The organism is Acinetobacter halotolerans (genome assembly GCF_004208515.1).
Classification (GTDB): domain Bacteria; phylum Pseudomonadota; class Gammaproteobacteria; order Pseudomonadales; family Moraxellaceae; genus Acinetobacter; species Acinetobacter halotolerans.
Window position 1 is genome coordinate 416,611 of the sequence record NZ_SGIM01000001.1, and the last position, 17,456, is coordinate 434,066.

Consider the following 17,456-nt stretch of genomic DNA (forward strand, 5'->3'; position numbering starts at 1 on the left):
CCTTGTTACAATACTGCTTGGTCATTAGTTTATAACATATGTTATAACAAGTGTTATGTCATTGCGGGACAAAAGAATGCAGAAAAATGCAAGTCAGGATATGAAAGTTCGATTGCTACAGGCAGCAGCAAAAATGTTGGCGGAGGAAGGAGTAAAAGCGCTTACTACTCGAAAAATCGCTACTGCAACTGGAACATCAACAATGAGTGTTTACACGCACTTTGGTTCTATACAGAACTTAGTCAGTGAAATGGTCAATTTTGGTTTTGCTCAATTAGACATGACATTAAATAAAACAACTCAACATGAAGATCCAGTAACTTATTTGGTTGGTCTTACACAAGCATATATTCAGTTTTCGAGAGAGAATCCACACCTATATGCAATCATGTTTGGCTGTGTTCATTTGGGGGAGTTACGCACCCAGGAGAGCAATGTTTTAAAAGAGAACTTATATACTTTGGAACGAATAGTTCAGGCGATTCAAGTAAGCATTGAACATAACAGATTTGGAGACAACGTTGCCTTTTTGCTTGCTAATCAATGGTGGACGATTGTGCATGGGTTTGTTTTATTAGAAACAGCAAAATATTTACTTCCTCCAAATGATGTCACTAAGGTATTGAAACCTTTGCTTCTCAATTTTTTTGTGGGACTCGGTGATCAGAAAGATCAAGCTTTAAATTCTCTAACTGTATATTTTTAAGCATCGTTGGCTTGAACTAAAGAAGCATTTAAAAGGGTAGCAATCATATTCAGACTCCCTATTTTTAGAGTCGAAATAATAAGGGATGTGGAAAGAGGCCAGTATCATTTGGCGGAGAGTGGGTCGCTTGTACAGTACAAAGCTGGTACTGGTTTTATGTTTCTATCGACGCAAATTGTTGGAGATAGTCTCTTGGTGTCATGCTGGTCTCACGTTTAAACATAGCACTAAAAGCACTTGGACTATCGTAACCTAAGTCTAAAGCAACATTTAAAACTGGCTTATTCATAGCTAAATCGATCATTGCCTGCATCACTTTTGCCTGTCGAACCCAATGCGAAAAATGTAAGCCAGTTTCTCTCTGAAAATGTCGTGCGAGTGTTTTACTGCTGATATGTAATTGTTGAGCAGTATCTTCTAAATTCCATTCTAAAGCTAAGTTCCCTTTAATCCTTTGGCACAATTGTTGGAGCTTTGGACTTTGAGGGTCGGGTAAATTAAATGCGAGTGCGGGTAAAATTTGTACTTCATCTAAAATTAATTGAAGAAGCCTTTCATTGCGGCTATTGGATTGAATTGCTGCCTGTATTTCCATGGCACTACTCATCAGTTCACGTAATAAAGCAGGCACTGCAACGACACGGCATTCATTGATTAAGCTTGTGCTGGCGGAAGTTTCAATAAAAACACCTCGCGCTTTCACATCACCACTACTGAGCAATGCATGTGCTTTTTGAGCGGGAATCCACACACCCCGTCCAGGTGGAATAATCCAAATGCCTTCATGAGTCTGCACTCGGATGACACCTGTTAGAGTATGAATCAATTGAATGCGGTCATGACTATGCCAGTCTTCAATATGACCATGAGGATAGTTTTCCGAGAAAGCATAGACTGGATAATCTAAAAAACCATGTTTAAAGCTTTTCCCCATCTTACGTTAGGTCCTGAGATAAATTGTCCTTTTTGCAATAGTTATTGTCTTTATATCGAGTAACTATAAATTGATTGTTTTTTAGCATAACTTATACGGCAATGTATAGGTTTAGATTATGTTTCAGAAGGCTTCGTTGTACCCTTTATTCGCTATTTTATTTTGGGCAGGGAATGTGGTGGTTTCTAAAATGGCAAGTCATGCCATTTCACCTGTGGCGATTACATTTTATCGTTTAGTACTGGCACTTGCTGTGATGAGTACTTTTGTGCTGATCCCTGTCTGGAAAAATAGACAAACTATTCAGCAATATTGGAAGCAATTGGCGTTAGGTGGTTTTCTATCGGTGTCATTATTTCAGTTTTTGTCTTATCAGGCGGCAGCAACGACTACAGCCACCAATATGGCGATTGTGACCGCATTGATTCCTTTGCTAACCATGATATTAAGTAGTTTTATCCTTAAAGATAGAATCAGTTATGGCATGTTGTTTGGTGGGGCTTTATCTTTTTATGGGATTTTATATTTGCTCAGTCATGGTGCTATTTCACAGATTTTGCAACAAGGCGTCCATCTTGGTGATGGTTTAATACTGATTGCTGCTGCGGGTTATGCTTTGTATGGGGTATTGTTGAAACGTTGGAAAATGCCAATACCTGCTTGGCAATCGAATTTCATACAATCTAGTTTTGCGATTTTATATGTATTACCTTTTTTTATCTTTTTACCCGCTTCAGACAGGCTATTGAATCAACAGACGATTCCTTTGATTTTATATGCTAGTATTTTTTCTTCTGTCCTGTTGTCTTATTTATGGATTGAAGGGGTAAGACATTTAGGACCTAATAAAAACAGTATTTTTATGAATTTACTGCCGTTATTTACTGCAATGATTGCGGTGGTTTTATTGGGTGAGCATTTACAGGATTTTCATTATATGGGGGGGGGCTTAACGCTTGCGGGGATTTTAATAGCCCAAGCCATTCAGAAACCGATTCAGTTGAAACAACGTTCAGCTCAAGTTTTGGATTAAGGATGCGGACAAAAGGAAAGCTTTAACAGAAGTTAAAGCTTTCCTTTTTTAGGTTTTACTTTCTGCTGCGATTTGAGCTTCAAGCAGTTTAATTTGTTCCTCTTTCAGCTTGAGTAAAGCATCTAGATCTTCGTGTTGCTGTTTTAAATCTTTTTGCTGATCTTTTAATTGATGGTGAATATCATCTAATTTAGCGATTTCTTCTTTGGCTAAGCTGTCATTGGTCGGTAATGGTTCCTTTATTAATGACTCTTGTACTAATTGAATCGGTACAGCAGCTTCGCTCTCCGTCATTGTGGTGATCTCAGAGGCAGCGCTACTTACTTCGTCTGGTGACGCAATTGTTTCCTCAGCGATAGGTTGATCTGAGTTCGTACTGGGCTGTTGGTTTTTCTGTGCTAAAAACCATTGTATTGCAAAAAACAAAACCACAATAATGCTAATGCCAGCAATGATCATCCACAATAACTTGGCGTTTTTGGTTTGGTTTGGTGACGTCATTTTTTTAACCTTCTAGTCAAAATGACGAGGTTTGAACTGTATCACCCCAATTTCATCTGGCTCTGCGATTTCAGGTTCATCCACTTGAGTGGGCCGTTTTTCGCTATAAGCACATTCGATACATTCAATCCACTCGTCATCCACAGTCGTGATTTTAACTACACGATCTAACGCGCCACATTTGGGGCATTTTGCACCCGCGATGAACTGTCTTTTCATGTCAGTTAATATCACCCTGTGAACAATAATGACGTAGTTTAAGCGGTTTTGTCAGCGTTCGTCCAACCTTGATGACGCAATAATGCATCTATTTTGGGTTCTCTTTTTCGGAAATTGCGAAACGCATCAAGTGCTGTATCTTTTCCGCCAACTGCTAGAATAAACTTCCGAAACTCCTTTCCAGTCTCAGTATTAAAAATGCCTTCATTTTCGAATCGATCAAAGGCATCACTGGCTAAAACTTCTGCCCATTTGTACGAGTAATAACCCGCAGCATAGCCGCCTGCAAAAATATGGCTGAAACTGTGTTGGAAACGGTTATAAGCAACAGCAGGAACTACCGCAAATTTATCTCGGATATCATCCAAGGTTGCCTGGATCTGCTGGCTGTTTAATGCAGGTGCCTGACGATGGATGGTCAGATCGAACAATGCAAATTCAATCTGACGTAGCGTTTGCATACCTGATTGGAAGAAACGTGCGTTCAACAATGCAGCTAACAATTCTTGCGGTAAAGTTTGCTTGGTTTCAGTATGTTCACTGAGCACGTCTAGACTTTCATTGTCCCAAGCCCAGAATTCCATGAACTGGCTTGGTAACTCCACAGCATCCCATGCGACGCCGTGTGTACCTGCAACCGAGATATTGTCCACTTCAGTAAGCATGTGATGTAAGCCATGACCAAACTCATGGAAGAGGGTAATCACTTCATCATGCGTGAGCAAGGCAGGCTGATCACCAATCGGTGGAGTAAAGTTACACACCATATAACAGACTGGTTTTTGTAGACCATTCGCAGTTTGTACACGAGAACGGAAACCACTCATCCATGCGCCACCACGTTTACCATTGCGGGCATATAAGTCAAAGTAGAAACCACCAATCACTTGACCTTGATCTTCAATTTCAAAATAACGCACATCATTTTGCCAAACAGGTGCTTGGCGTTCGATGATTTGGATGTCATACAGGCGTTGCACAATCTGGAATAAACCATCCACAACTTTTGGAGCTGGGAAATAAGGTTTAAGTGCTTCTTGAGAGAGATTGAATTGCTGCTGTTTTAACTTCTCAGAGTAATAAGTCGCATCCCAAGGTTTTAATTCTTCGATACCATCTTGTTGTGCAATAGCCTTGAGTTCTGCAATTTCAGCCAATGCAGGCGCACGTGCATGTTCAGCCAAATCGACTAAGAATTTATCGACGGTCTCAACATCAGGTGCCATTTTACTGGCAAGTGAATATTCTGCAAAATTATTGAATCCTAATAATTGTGCCATTTCCTGACGTAAGCTGAGAATTTCTTCCATGACTGGCGTGTTGTCAAACTCAGTTTTATCAGACTGCTCAGATGCACGTGTCACATAGGCCTTATACAATTCTTCTCTTAATGCTCGATCATCGGCATAAGTCATAATTGCAAAATAAGCAGGGAAGTCGAGTGTGGCAACGGCTTGTTCAAGCTCACGTTGTTGCCCGTATTGCTTTAATAATTCAACACTACTCTGTGGTAAGCCTTTGAGGTGTTCTTCGGTTAATGGTTTGAAGTAGGCTTGAGTGGCATCCAGCACGTGGTTAGAGAAATCTGAAGAGAGTTGAGATAAACGTGCTGAGATTTCCGCATAGCGTTTTTTTGCTTCGCCTTCGAGTGCCACGCCCGACAGTTTAAAGTCACGCAGTGCCAGTTTAATGGCACTTTGTTGAGCTTCACTCAGGCTTTGCAATGCAACGCTATCATGAACCTGTTGATAGGTTTGATACAGCGCCGTATGTTGCCCAAGTTGGGTGTAGTATTCGCTGAGGTTCGGTAACAGTGCTTGGTACACTTCTCGAGTTTCGGCATTGTTCATTACTGCATTGAGGTGCGATAAAATGCCCCATGCTTCGCTCATGTTATTTTCTAGCTGATCAACTTCGGACAGCGTTGCAAGCTGGGCTTCAGTGCTTTGAGGAACTTCATTGAGTTGGTTTAAGAAGTTTTGACCGTTTTGAATGGTCTGTTCAATTTGTTGTTTTAATTCGGCAAGTTGAATTTGATCAAATTGAGGAACTGGAAGCGTTGCTTGCTGTAGTGTCATTCTATTTTTGCCATATCATCTTTAAACATAGTTATAGATGTAGGGGTGATGACATCAGAAATCAAGTTGAAGGTATAATTTATTAGGTTAAGTTCTGGTTGTGGCTGAGAAGGGAGATTCAATTGCCAAACAACTTCACGTCTGGTGATCTCTTACTATTTTATGATGCGATATTTGATATGTGTTACCAAATCTGTGCCACTTTGCTCCAGTATTTCAAAATCTATTGGCGGTACATCCTCGAACAAACGTTTGCCTTGACCTACAACGACTGGAACGATATGAAGCCACAATTCATCAATCAAACCTGCTTGTAAATACTGATTAACGGTATTGGCACCACCTGCAATTGCAATATCTTTTTCACCAGCTACTGCTTTGGCTTTCTCCAGTGCACTTTGTATTCCATCAGTCACAAAATGAAAAGTAGTGCCACCTTGCAAAGCTAAATTCTGCCGGGCTGTGTGGGTCAGAACAAATACAGGGGCATGATATGGCGGTTCTTCGCCCCACCAGCCTTCCCACGTATCATATTCTGTCCCGCTTGGACCAAACATGTTGCGACCCATAATGAAAGCGCCAGCAGAAGTTAAACTGGCAATTTCATGCTTATGCTGATCCGCTTGCCCAAACAACCATTTACACAAACTTTGATGAATATTAGGTAACTCACCGAAAGGCTTATCTTCAGTCATATTCAGGCCAGCAACGAAACCATCAACGGATATACATATACCGCATATTACTTTTCCCATACTGGCCTTCCTATTTATGATTTAAGCGTCTTGCTTTACCTTCGCATTGGACTTTTTCTTTTTCGGTTTTGCTTTCTTCTTCACCTTTTCTTTGCTTTCAGGCTTAGAAGCGCTTTTTTTGCTTGGTTTCTTTGTATAAGAACTTGGTTTGTTCTTATCTTTTTTCTTGGTTACGGGTTTCTCACCATCTTCACTTAATTTAGCAAGGGCAGGTGCTTTGCTAAACACATCTTCAGTGGGGAGCGTTTTTGAAGCCGTACGTGGCGCTTTTTGACGAATCACACGACCTAAATGGGTCAATTGCTGAATCAGTTGGAAGTCGATTTTACGTTCTTCCAAGTTCACTCCAGCGACTTTGATTTTGACTTCATCACCTAAACTAAAGGCTTGCCCACGGTTTTGACCGACCAGACTTTGGCTGGCTTGATCATAGAGGAAATAATCCTCACCGAGTTGGCTGACATGGATCATTCCATCCACATATAAGTCTTTAAGGGTGACAAATAAACCAAACTCAGTCACAGCACTAATCAGGCCAACAAACTCATCGCCTAAATGCTGTTGCATATAGTGGCATTTCAACCATGTGGTCACACTACGCGAAGCTTCATCTGCGCGACGTTCGGTTTGAGAGAAATGCTCACCTGCATCATCCAAGGCTGCACCAGAAAGCGTGTGAGGCTTTTGTTGCAAATGCGTTTTAATGGCACGATGGAGTAATAAATCGGGGTAACGACGAATTGGTGAGGTGAAATGCGTATACGCTTCATATGCCAAACCGTAGTGACCAGAGTTTTTTGCCCCGTAGTACGCTTGCATCATTGAGCGCAATAACACCGCATGAATACTTGGTGCATCCAAACGATCCTTGGTCGCTTCGATCACGCGTTGATAATCTGCTTGGGTCGGTTGTTCTGGGAATGGTAGACCGAGTAATTTCACAAAATCACGTACTTTTTGAATACGTGAAAATTCAGGTGCTTCATGCACACGATAGAGCATCGGAATATCATGTTCTAAAGCGTATTCTGCCGCCGCGACATTGGCGAGCAACATACACTCTTCAATCAGTTTATGAGCAACATTGCGCGTACGCGGCAAGATTTCTTTGATACCACCCAATTCATCAAAAGTCATATAGGTTTCAATGGTTTCAAATTCCATTGCATGACGTTCTGCACGTAAGCCTTTTAATGTCTGATAAAGCTGGAACAGGGTGTTGAGTGATTTATGGATGCTTTTATCTTGTGGGATCGCATCTGTTGTACCATCAAAATATTCACTGACTTGAGTATAAGTCAAACGTGCTTTGGAGTGCATTACCGCAGGATAAAATTCGTAACCCGTTACTTTTCCTGCACGAGACAGTTTTAAATCACAGACCATACATAGACGGTCAAGGTGCGGATTTAAAGAACACAAGCCATTCGACAATGCTTCAGGCAACATAGGCAAAACAAAGTGTGGGAAATAAACTGATGTCCCACGGTCTTCTGCTTCTTCATTTAAAGCTGAATCTAAACGGACATAATGACTGACATCGGCAATGGCCACCACCACACGATAACCCCCACCAGGACGTTTCTCTGCATAAACGGCATCGTCAAAGTCACGCGCATCTTCACCATCAATGGTGACGAGTGGCAGATCCCGTAAATCGACACGTCCTTTATGGTCTTGTGCAGATGGTTCTTTGAAACTTTCAGCTTCTTTGATGACCGCATCTGGAAACTCGTAAGGTAAACCAAACTCTAAAATTGTTTGCGGAATAATAATTTCGGTATCGGCTTTGTCTGCCATGGATTGAATCACATGACCTGTTGCTAACTCTTCACGTGTTGGGTAGTCATCAATTGCCACACGCAACATATCACCAACTTTTGCATTGGCATGTTCAATCAGTTCTTTTTCTAAGGTGATTGGTTGGTGCTGATTAGGATTACTTGGTTGAATAAAGTATTCACCCTGATGTTCAACGACTTTACCTATAATTTGTTTCACGCGATGTTGAACAACTTCGCTAATAAAGCCCCAAGCTTTACCTTTGCGGTCGACTGAGGTTTGACGAACTTTGACGCGATCGCCATTAAAGACCAATCGTAATTCACGTTCAGCCAAGAGAATATCGTTTTGCCCTGCGATATTGGCAGTACCTAAACCCTTACTATTGATATAAACCGTTGCTTCGTGGCTCGGGAGGTCTGTTGCTGGCTGGAATTTAAAGCCATCTTTCATTAACTGGCCATCACGTACCATCGCACTTAAACGATGATTCAACGCATCAATACTTTTTTGATCTGGAAGATTAAAGTGATCAACGAGTTCAGCGTGTGATTGAGCAGTTTGTAATTGTTCTAATGTCGTTAAAATAAGAGTTCGGCTCGGAATCGGGTTGTCATAACGTTCAGCTTCTGCTTTTGCTTCGGGATCGCCCCAGTTTTTAATCATATCGTTTCATTTCACATCTGGCAGATCACTTTAGCATAAGTCATTCAAACTTCGACTGCACGTCAAAGATTGCAAGATTCTGTTTACGCCATGGATCTGTATAAAAGAGAACCCTATATTAACAAGCGTTGAGGCAAAAAATGCTGAAAAAATACCAAAATCGTTTAAAAAATATTTGATTGATATAAAAAAACAGAAAAAAACAGGATCTTCCCTTGTGTAAAGGAGTTTTAGTTTGTATTATTGCGCTCGTGTTACGGTGAGATGGGTGAGTGGCTGAAACCACATCCCTGCTAAGGATGCGTACGGGTAACTGTACCGAGGGTTCGAATCCCTCTCTCACCGCCATTTTTTACTTAATGCGCTCATAGCTCAGCTGGATAGAGCACTTGGCTACGAACTAAGGGGTCGGGAGTTCGAATCTCTCTGAGCGCACCAAGTAAATATTGCACAAGTAACACATGCCACATTGGCACATAAGTAATGCGCTCATAGCTCAGCTGGATAGAGCACTTGGCTACGAACTAAGGGGTCGGGAGTTCGAATCTCTCTGAGCGCACCAACTTAATGAAATAAACCGCTTAATTGCGGTTTTTTTGTGCCTGAATTTTCAGGTGATATAAATCATCAAGCTTTTATAAATGATTGAAAAGTAATACAGACCGAGTAAAGCAATCAGTGTAGTTCTTGATTTTTTTGAAAATAATTTTAATAACGTGGAAATCACTAAAGCAATCAACAAACAAGCCCACCCCCCAATAAAAGTGATTATCCATAGCTTCCAATTATTCTTTTGTATCGCGATGGAGGTATTTGGTGCTATTTTATTGTAATTTAGATGAATCAATTTTCCGTTTAGATCCATATAGTCGATGGCTTTAAGTTGATATTCGGGCTGGTTATTTCCCAAGGATATCGTTTGATAATAATAGATGGTTTGGATAGCTTGAGTTGGCTGTTTAAGTTCCTGTTGGCATAACCTCATAAGTTTGACATCACATTGCATCACCAAGGGTTCTTTTTGACCAGTAGGAAGTATCAGCGATGCGCCTACTCGCTCACGACGGATGTGAGGCTCGCTGGATGAGTTGATGTATTTTTTTGAGATTTTCCATGTGTAATTTCTAGCTAGATCTGCTTGATGTAAAGCAGCTTGATGAAATGAGCTAAAAACCAATAAAATGATGAAAGAAAAAATAAAACAGAGGAAAGTCGATTTAAGGTGGTCTTGAATACAATCTTCTTCTGTATTGTTCTCGAAAATTGTTTTTTGCATTTCTTTCCTTTCGTCTGAGTGTATATTTTAATTGCGAGTAAAGTTGAACTCTATAATTATTTATAGATATCAAGAAAACTACTTATTATGATGCTTTTATTGATTTTTTATAGAAATAAATGAAATCTTTAGGTGGGTTTTATCTCCCTATTTTCTTTTCAAAGAAACGATATAAATAGCCTACAGTTCCCAATACGCCAACCATACGTACCACATGAAAAGCGGTCACGATGGGTACGCCTAATTGTAATACATTTGCAGTGATGGTCATTTCGGCGACGCCACCGGGAGCGAGACCTAAGCCGAGTGTTGGTAGGGGGATATCGGTCCATCGCATTAGGACGTATGCAACTAAGCCTGTGAGTATCAATGCGCTGAGATTGCTGAGCGCGACAATACTCAAAAAATGTGGGGCGGTTTTAAAAAATCCAGCTTTGAATTTATTGCCAAGTGACCAGCCAAGTAAAACTTGTCCTAAGTGCACAATTGGATCTGGTATGGCTGAGAGATGGATATTTTGTGCGGTAAAAAAAATAGCAATCAGTAATGCGCCAAACGTCCATGGGTTAGGGAGCTGGTAGTGCATAAATATACGGCTGGCGAGATAAGATAAGATTGCTAAAAGGACAAAACCGAGCCAATCAATTTCCATATTACGGTCAATTGTATTGCCATCAAAGCCATGCCATCCCATGAACTGATAGAAGAACGGCACGATCACCACCACCACCAGTACGCGTAACGTATGCGCCGACGCGACTTTATCGACTTGAGCTTGATAATGTTCTGCTAAATGCGACATTTCATTCGCTCCGCCAATCGCAGAAGCAAACCAAGCTGTTTTAAAATCGACTTTGCCCCAGCGTTGTAAGATGACAGCGCCAATACCACCTAGCAGTAAAGCGAATAGCAAACCAATCAATAATGCCAACCCATTGATCGCAATCAAACGTAGCATTTCTGGAGTGAAATACAAACCTAGGGTCAGACCGATGATGGATAAACCGATGCTGCGTGCAGCGCTATGGCACTCAATGGGAGCATGATTTATTTTGAGTAATGCGGTAACAAATAATGGTCCTAGAAGCCATGGAATAGGCAAGTGTAACCATAGTGCGAGATGTGCACCTAAAAATGCAAGACTTAGACTCAAAGCATACTTTAGATACAGCATAAATAGGGTCACATATCAGAGGTAAGTGACCGATAGGCATTTAATCCCTATCGGTCAGCATGATTTAGATCGCGCGATGGCGATTACGTAACCAGCGAATCAACGGTAATACAATCATAATACCTGCCAACATCCATAACACTTTGGTGATGTAACCATCAAATAGAATAGATAATTCACCTTGAGAAATGGAAAGTGCACGGCGTAAGCTGGACTCCATGAGTTCTCCGAGTACGAACCCTAGAATGAGTGCCGATAAAGGGAAGTTGAGTTTGCGTAAAATATAACCAAAAATACCCAGAATCACCATGAACACAAGGTCAAAGACAGTGCTATGGATGGCATAAACCCCCACAAAGCTGACTGCGGCGATCGCTGGAAGTAAAATAAAGTTTGGAACACTCAATAGCTTGGCAAAGAAGCGAACCAATGAGATGTTCATAATGAGTAATAAAACACTGACCACAAATAATGAGGCAATCAGTCCCCAAACAATCGTTGGTTGTTCGGTGAATAACTGCGGACCGGGCGTAATGTTATAAAGCGTTAAAGCACCTAACATCACTGCTGTTGTGCCTGAACCGGGTACACCTAGGGTGAGCATCGGAATAAATGAACCACATGCTGAAGCGTTGTTTGCAGCTTCTGGTGCTGCAATACCACGCAAATCACCTTCACCAAATTTGCCATCTTTACCTGCGAGTTTACGTTCGCTGGTATAAGACATTGCACTGGCGATGGTTGCACCTGCACCAGGTAAAATACCAACAATAAAGCCAAGCAAAGAACTGCGAATCGTTGTGCCTAAGGTGAACATAAACTCTTTGAGGTTGAATAAGCTGCGCTTGCCTTGCCCCAAGGCTTTTTGCCCAACCGTTGTTTTTTCCAGCATGATTAGAATTTCGCTGATACTGAAAAAACCAATTACAATCGTTGTAAATTGCACGCCGTCGCTTAAATTAACCGAACCAAAAGTAAAGCGATACACGCCAGTGACAGCATCCACACCCACGGTCGCAAACAATAAACCGATTAAGGCTGCAATCGCTGTTTTAATCGGCTGGTCGCCCACTAAGCCACTTAAACATGTCAGTGCGAATACCATTAAGACAAAATATTCAGCAGGTCCGAAGACGATTGCCCATTTTGCTAAAAGCGGTGCAAATAACACGATTCCGATAATTGCGATTAAGCTACCGATAAATGAACTCATTGCTGAGAGTGACAATGCAATCCCTGCTTTACCTTGTTTGGCGAGTGGATATCCATCCATCGTTGACATAATGGCGGCAGCATCACCGGGCACATTGATTAGAATCGCGGAAATACGTCCTCCATATTCACAGCCGAGATACACTGCTGCTAATAGGATCAGTGCACTTTCGGGTGGGAGGCCCAATGCGTAAGCAAACGGGAGGAGTAATGCGACACCATTGATCGGACCGAGTCCAGGTAAGAGACCAACAATTGTTCCGATAAATGCACCGATCAGCGCAATCATTAGATTTTGGGGTGTTAATGCGACCTGAAAGCCGTACATTAAATATTCATAAACTTCCATTTATTCTTCCTTGATTAACTAAAAAATCCCAATGGCAGTGGTACATCTAATACGTAGTCAAATAACCCGTATAAAAGACAACCAAAGACAACGCCTGAGATTAGTGATGCTTTGATGCTTCCTCCAAAAAGGGTGCCGACAAGGAAAAACATGATGGCAGTCGCAATAGGAAACCCTAAAAACTCAAAAGTTACCGCGTAAATCAACATAAACAGCATCAATAAGCCGATTCTTTTTAAAACTGAAGGTGTGTAGCCTAAATCAATGAATTCAGCTAATTTTTGAGGTCTAAATGTCAGATAAAAACAACTTATAATCAACAGTAATAACAGCAGGACAGGATAGGGGCGCGGTCCTAAGGGGTCATATGCGAAGGGGGCCACATAGCCCCAAGCTAAATATAGAAGACCTAAACTGACGAGTCCTAAAGTCCCTGAAAAAATCCTTTCTGCGGACATAAATAATTCCTTTTCTGCATAAAAATTCAGGCGCATTTCAATACTGAATTCCCGCTAAAACGAAATATGAGGATTGAAATGCTCTAATTGTTTTAAAGGCTATTTTGTAACGAGATCGAACTCTTTTGATAAATCTCTGAGTTGATTCGTTTGCTGCATGACAAATTTATCTAACTCTTCTCCAGTCATAGAAAGAGGGAGTAAATCGAATTGTTCGCGAGATTTTTCAAACTTCGGATCACGCATCATTTTTTCAAATGATGTTTTCCACCATTGATAGGCTTCGTCACTAACTTTTGGGCCAACATAGTAGCCGCGAACTACAGGCCATTGGATGTCATAACCTTGTTCTTTTGCTGTTGGAATATCCGCTAAAGCATTTGGTAGGCGCTCAGGTGCAAATACAGCAAGTGCGCGTAACTTTCCAGATTTAACATGAGGAATAACTTCGGCAACACCTGCGCTAACCACTTGGATGTGGTTGCCTAAAACAGATGTGACGGCTTCACCACCACCTTCTAACGCAATATAGGTCATTTCTTTTGGATTCACGCCAGCGGCTTTGGCGAGCATCGCGGTTTGCATCCAATCTTGACCACCGACACTACCACCTGCGCCGAAACTCACGGATTTTGGATTTTTCTTGAGGGCAGCAATTAAATCGTTTAGGTTTTTATAAGGAGATTCTGCATTGACGGCAACGACACCGTAGTCTGTGCCTACGATCGCTAACCAACGGACATCTTTTTCAGTGTATTGACCAAATTTTCCTTGTGAGAGGTTTAGAAGAGAACCTGTAGAAAAAGCCACAATAGCATTGTCATTGGCAGGGTCATTGGCAACAATTTTATTGTATGCAACGGCACCAACCCCACCTGGCATATAAGTTACACGCATTGGTGACTTTAATAATTCGGTTTCTTTAAAGGCATTTTGTGCCAATTTACAGGTCAGGTCAAAACCACCTCCTGGTTTTGCTGGTGCAATACATTCTGGGCGTTTAGGTTCGCCCACTTCGCCTTGTTTTTTGTTGCATGCCGTTAGACCTAATCCTAAGGTCAGTAAAGTACCAGTTAATAGAATGCCTTTTAACATTTTAAGTGTTTCTCCATAAACGGTTATATTTATATGCAAACTTTGGGTGTGCATATTTTTATATAGGCTTCGTTGCCTAAATTTTTAAAAGACGGGGGAGAGGTATTTTAAACCTTGCGGTACTCTCTACCACTTTTGCATAGCTTTAATTTGAATGGTGGAATCCGTTGTTTATCATAAAAAATAAACAGAAAAAGAATATCATTATCTTATCTATGGTTATGATTCATTTTTAAAATACATGTAAAGTGGTTATTTATTTTAGAAATACCATGTGCTGCTAAATTATTATAGAGAGATATAAGTTGATGATTTTCTTTTTAAATATAAGGGTGAATGTCTTTTGAAAAATCGGCGGGAAATGATTGATATTTGAGCGGTGCGGGATATGGATTTGGGATAATCGGTAGAGGATTCTGAATCAGCGAAGATTAAATCCTGCTTTATTATTAAATTTTTGTATTTGATTTATTGAAAATTATTGGTGATTTTAAATAATGAATAGATATTAAAAAGCCAAAATTAATAAATCTTGGCTTTTTTCTTAAGCGGTGATGTGCGCTATCAGAATTTAAATTCTAAGCCAGTACCGACTAGAGGTTGCTTGTCCTTCGCATCTGCTTGTTTGAAAGTTGCATAGGCTGTATAGCCATAGGCTTTCACTTGCTTGTTAAATGAATAGTCTACGCCTGCCATAATTTGCTTAGCATCATAGTCTGCGTCATCATTTTTAAAGCTAGTGGAGTTTTGACTGTATTGTGCTTTTACATTCCATTTTTCATAGTTGGGAATTCGATATTCAGCACCAATCAACCATCCGATAGAATCATCAATATTATCTGCGCCGACAGTATTTGCTTTGGCTTCCTCAACTTCAGATTTTTGGATTAATCCCTTTAATCTTAGATTTTCTACAGGTTTAATTACACCTGTTAAGCGCATGGTTTTTGCTGCTGCAAACACGCCATCAATCGCAGTTTCGGTATCGCTGGCATTTAAGAAACCATGGCCGAGGAAGTTGCTTGGAATACCTTTATCATAAGCTGCACCTGCTAAGAATAAAGGGTGGTTAAATACGATAGAGGTAGACCATGCATCCCCTAAGCCCCCACCATCAACGGTTACACCGCCTTGATTGTTTTTGATACCTTGTTTCTCGCCTGTGGCTAATAACGCATTAAATCCTAACGACGACTGTTCACTTATTGCAAATTGAGGAGATTCATAGACGATGGAATTATTGATGCGGTTTTCACCAGGCATGATACTTCTAATATCCGCAGTATTGCGGACGTAGTTATTGAAGCTATCAACGGCACTGGATAATTTTTTTAATGGTGAATTGTTTTTACCCGCTTTAATAGTTCCGAATTTTTCATCTTTTAAGCCAACATAGCGATCACGTTGCGACCAATCGGTTCCATCCCCATCCGCATTAAATGCCCATTCGATTAGGTAAACAGCGCTGAGGCGTTCGGTTAATTTTTCTTCGCCTTTAAGTCCGAGGAATGAGCTGTTGCTGTTTACTTTCCATACATCTCGATCAGATTTAGTTGCATTGTTTTCTGGTAGGTAATCCAAACTGGCATCAATCTCACCATAAAATTTTGGAGCGGCGAATGTTGAACTCGTTGCAATGCTTAATATACTGGCAATTAAAAAATTAATTTTCATTCATGTCATCCTAACAATTTAAAATTATGAATAAGCAACCGTCATCTCATTTAAATAAATGAAATTTAAAATAGACCATGCCGTTAAAATTAAAAAATATATTTCTTGAAAATCAAAAGATATAAATCAATGTGGCATAAGCCTTGAGCTGTGTTTTCATAATTAAATGCTTAAACTTAAATTTTAAGTGAAAGCATCTAAGCAATCCTTCGCTAATAGATTTAATGCACGAGGTATGGCCTGTGAACTTATTCAGTATGGATTTTATTGTATTTAAAGTAGAGGCGGCATTTAATTTTTTTATAAATGTGGTTGGGGTATTTAATTTTATGATAGAGACTTGCGTGTGTATTTATTTTGATTTTCTATTATCGTGTTTTTAACTATAAATATATTAGACTTTGGTCTAACTTAACTGTGATTTTTATATTAAATACATCGGTTTTTTTTATTAAAGGCAGTGGTGTTTAATTGTCGTGTTTTCTAAGTTTGTAAAAACTATCAACCTACATAATTATTGTTAATTCATCTCGTTCATTACCTTTTCTAGTGTTATAAAAAACCGCTGAAATATCAGCGGTTTTTTTTATAGGGGAAGCAAGCCTTAGAAAAGGTTGTTACTTTCAAAAAGCTGTTCAGTTAGGTTTAAGCTTGGGGTATTAAAGCTCTCAGTAAAGTTTGAATTAAAGACAGTTACCGAGACACTTTGAGACGATGAAGAGGTTGCACCAACTACAGAGTCTAAAATGTTCTCTACAACACTATTGCTATCGCCATTGATAGAAATAAAGCCACCTAGATTACCGCTTATACTGCCACTTATAATCTCAGTAATTGAATCAAGAGGGCTACCATCGCCACCACCGATACCATCAATCATGCCACCGCCAAGTAAATCCTCACCAATGACGTGTTGGATAATATCTGCAGCAGTTGAACCATTGTTGATCAGTGTACCGATGACACCTGTTGCATTACCGAACGCGCCACCGAAATCAGCACCTGCCAAATCTGAAATGGCTTCAAGTGTACCGTTGACAGTATCACGAGAAGTTTCGAAGGTAAGCGTGCCGAGCTCCGCAAGATCAGCGACAGGATGTTCAGCTTGAGGGAATGCCCCGATAATTGCATCAGCAACAGTATTGATGCCTGTGTTGATAATTTCAGTTTTGAGGCTTTCAACGCCTTGAAGGATATCAATACCTGTTTGGATGACACCTGTTACAGGATTGTTGCCAAGATCACCGCCACCGATGCCACCAATAATACCCGTTAAGATATCGAGAGGACTGCCGCCGTCACCACCAGTGATACCGCCGATAATGCCTGTGATTGGACCTAAAGGACCACCGTCACCACCAGTAATACCACCGATGATACCAGTGATCGGACCAAGAGGACCGCCGTCACCACCAATACCACCAGTGATGCCATCAAGAATGCCACCGCCAAGTAAATCCTCACCAATAACGTGTTGGATAATATCTGCAGCGGTAGAGCCATTGTTGATCAGTGTGCCGATGACACCTGTTGCATTATTTAGA

General features: G+C 40.6%; 14 protein-coding genes, 3 tRNA genes and 1 pseudogene. 5 read left to right on the top strand and 13 right to left on the bottom strand.

Annotated elements, in window-relative coordinates; translation table 11 throughout:
* Positions 1-76 precede the first annotated feature (76 nt).
* Positions 77-706: a TetR/AcrR family transcriptional regulator gene (locus EXE30_RS02015; protein ID WP_165382347.1), complete on the top strand. Its 630-nt coding sequence runs from the start codon at positions 77-79 to the stop codon at positions 704-706.
* A 154-nt stretch (positions 707-860) separates the two neighbouring features.
* Here EXE30_RS02015 and EXE30_RS02020 read toward each other — a convergent pair whose 3' ends face one another.
* Positions 861-1,640: an AraC family transcriptional regulator gene (locus EXE30_RS02020; protein ID WP_130160965.1), complete on the bottom strand. Its 780-nt coding sequence runs from the start codon at positions 1,638-1,640 to the stop codon at positions 861-863.
* Positions 1,641-1,758: 118 nt separating this feature from the next.
* Here EXE30_RS02020 and EXE30_RS02025 point away from each other — a divergent pair, with 118 nt between their 5' ends.
* Positions 1,759-2,673: a DMT family transporter gene (locus EXE30_RS02025; protein WP_130160966.1), complete on the top strand. Its 915-nt coding sequence runs from the start codon at positions 1,759-1,761 to the stop codon at positions 2,671-2,673.
* A 48-nt stretch (positions 2,674-2,721) separates the two neighbouring features.
* Here EXE30_RS02025 and EXE30_RS02030 read toward each other — a convergent pair whose 3' ends face one another.
* The 5 genes from EXE30_RS02030 to rnr form a co-directional block, all read right to left on the bottom strand.
* Positions 2,722-3,174, bottom strand: a complete 453-nt coding sequence (locus tag EXE30_RS02030) for a hypothetical protein (protein WP_130160967.1) — start codon at positions 3,172-3,174, stop codon at positions 2,722-2,724.
* Positions 3,175-3,186: 12 nt separating this feature from the next.
* Entirely contained in the window at positions 3,187-3,393 is a 207-nt protein-coding gene (locus EXE30_RS02035) for a YheV family putative metal-binding protein (protein ID WP_004672960.1), read from the bottom strand.
* 38 nt (positions 3,394-3,431) lie between these two features.
* Complete coding sequence (locus EXE30_RS02040; RefSeq protein ID WP_130160968.1) at positions 3,432-5,471, bottom strand: M3 family metallopeptidase; 2,040 nt, start codon at positions 5,469-5,471, stop codon at positions 3,432-3,434.
* A gap of 155 nt (positions 5,472-5,626) precedes the next feature.
* A complete protein-coding gene (locus EXE30_RS02045) occupies positions 5,627-6,226 on the bottom strand; it encodes a dihydrofolate reductase family protein (protein WP_130160969.1) in 600 nt (199 codons plus the stop codon).
* Between the two features lie 21 nt (positions 6,227-6,247).
* Positions 6,248-8,674 (bottom strand): ribonuclease R, encoded by a 2,427-nt coding sequence (gene rnr / locus EXE30_RS02050; RefSeq protein ID WP_130160970.1) that lies wholly within the window; start codon positions 8,672-8,674, stop codon positions 6,248-6,250.
* 258 nt (positions 8,675-8,932) lie between these two features.
* Between rnr and EXE30_RS02055 the strand changes: the two genes are divergently transcribed.
* From EXE30_RS02055 to EXE30_RS02065, 3 genes are all read left to right on the top strand, one after another.
* Positions 8,933-9,022 (top strand) — tRNA-Ser (locus EXE30_RS02055).
* Positions 9,023-9,035: 13 nt separating this feature from the next.
* Positions 9,036-9,112 (top strand) — tRNA-Arg (locus EXE30_RS02060).
* A gap of 47 nt (positions 9,113-9,159) precedes the next feature.
* Positions 9,160-9,236: transfer RNA gene (locus EXE30_RS02065), tRNA-Arg, on the top strand.
* A gap of 48 nt (positions 9,237-9,284) precedes the next feature.
* Here EXE30_RS02065 and EXE30_RS02070 read toward each other — a convergent pair.
* The 7 genes and pseudogenes from EXE30_RS02070 to EXE30_RS02100 all read right to left on the bottom strand — a co-directional run.
* Entirely contained in the window at positions 9,285-9,950 is a 666-nt protein-coding gene (locus tag EXE30_RS02070) for a hypothetical protein (RefSeq protein ID WP_130160971.1), read from the bottom strand.
* 139 nt (positions 9,951-10,089) lie between these two features.
* Complete coding sequence (locus EXE30_RS02075; protein ID WP_130160972.1) at positions 10,090-11,124, bottom strand: AbrB family transcriptional regulator; 1,035 nt, start codon at positions 11,122-11,124, stop codon at positions 10,090-10,092.
* 64 nt (positions 11,125-11,188) lie between these two features.
* On the bottom strand, positions 11,189-12,685 hold the full coding sequence (locus tag EXE30_RS02080; RefSeq protein ID WP_121928818.1) for a tripartite tricarboxylate transporter permease: 1,497 nt from the start codon (positions 12,683-12,685) through the stop codon (positions 11,189-11,191).
* Positions 12,686-12,699: 14 nt separating this feature from the next.
* Positions 12,700-13,143 (bottom strand): tripartite tricarboxylate transporter TctB family protein, encoded by a 444-nt coding sequence (locus EXE30_RS02085; protein ID WP_130160973.1) that lies wholly within the window; start codon positions 13,141-13,143, stop codon positions 12,700-12,702.
* 99 nt (positions 13,144-13,242) lie between these two features.
* On the bottom strand, positions 13,243-14,238 hold the full coding sequence (locus EXE30_RS02090; RefSeq protein WP_121928816.1) for a tripartite tricarboxylate transporter substrate binding protein: 996 nt from the start codon (positions 14,236-14,238) through the stop codon (positions 13,243-13,245).
* A gap of 564 nt (positions 14,239-14,802) precedes the next feature.
* Positions 14,803-15,912, bottom strand: coding sequence for a porin (locus EXE30_RS02095; protein ID WP_130160974.1), 1,110 nt, complete (start codon positions 15,910-15,912; stop codon positions 14,803-14,805).
* Positions 15,913-16,516: 604 nt separating this feature from the next.
* A pseudogene (locus EXE30_RS02100) lies at positions 16,517-17,456 on the bottom strand (hypothetical protein); the annotation flags it as partial.

Coding starts and splice junctions, on each gene's coding strand:
- EXE30_RS02015 (WP_165382347.1), top strand. CDS start 77: ATGCAGAAAAATGCAAGTCAGGATATGAAAGTTCGATTGCTACAGGCA.
- EXE30_RS02020 (WP_130160965.1), bottom strand. CDS start 1,640: ATGGGGAAAAGCTTTAAACATGGTTTTTTAGATTATCCAGTCTATGCT.
- EXE30_RS02025 (WP_130160966.1), top strand. CDS start 1,759: ATGTTTCAGAAGGCTTCGTTGTACCCTTTATTCGCTATTTTATTTTGG.
- EXE30_RS02030 (WP_130160967.1), bottom strand. CDS start 3,174: ATGACGTCACCAAACCAAACCAAAAACGCCAAGTTATTGTGGATGATC.
- EXE30_RS02035 (WP_004672960.1), bottom strand. CDS start 3,393: ATGAAAAGACAGTTCATCGCGGGTGCAAAATGCCCCAAATGTGGCGCG.
- EXE30_RS02040 (WP_130160968.1), bottom strand. CDS start 5,471: ATGACACTACAGCAAGCAACGCTTCCAGTTCCTCAATTTGATCAAATT.
- EXE30_RS02045 (WP_130160969.1), bottom strand. CDS start 6,226: ATGGGAAAAGTAATATGCGGTATATGTATATCCGTTGATGGTTTCGTT.
- rnr (WP_130160970.1), bottom strand. CDS start 8,674: ATGATTAAAAACTGGGGCGATCCCGAAGCAAAAGCAGAAGCTGAACGT.
- EXE30_RS02070 (WP_130160971.1), bottom strand. CDS start 9,950: ATGCAAAAAACAATTTTCGAGAACAATACAGAAGAAGATTGTATTCAA.
- EXE30_RS02075 (WP_130160972.1), bottom strand. CDS start 11,124: ATGCTGTATCTAAAGTATGCTTTGAGTCTAAGTCTTGCATTTTTAGGT.
- EXE30_RS02080 (WP_121928818.1), bottom strand. CDS start 12,685: ATGGAAGTTTATGAATATTTAATGTACGGCTTTCAGGTCGCATTAACA.
- EXE30_RS02085 (WP_130160973.1), bottom strand. CDS start 13,143: ATGTCCGCAGAAAGGATTTTTTCAGGGACTTTAGGACTCGTCAGTTTA.
- EXE30_RS02090 (WP_121928816.1), bottom strand. CDS start 14,238: ATGTTAAAAGGCATTCTATTAACTGGTACTTTACTGACCTTAGGATTA.
- EXE30_RS02095 (WP_130160974.1), bottom strand. CDS start 15,912: ATGAAAATTAATTTTTTAATTGCCAGTATATTAAGCATTGCAACGAGT.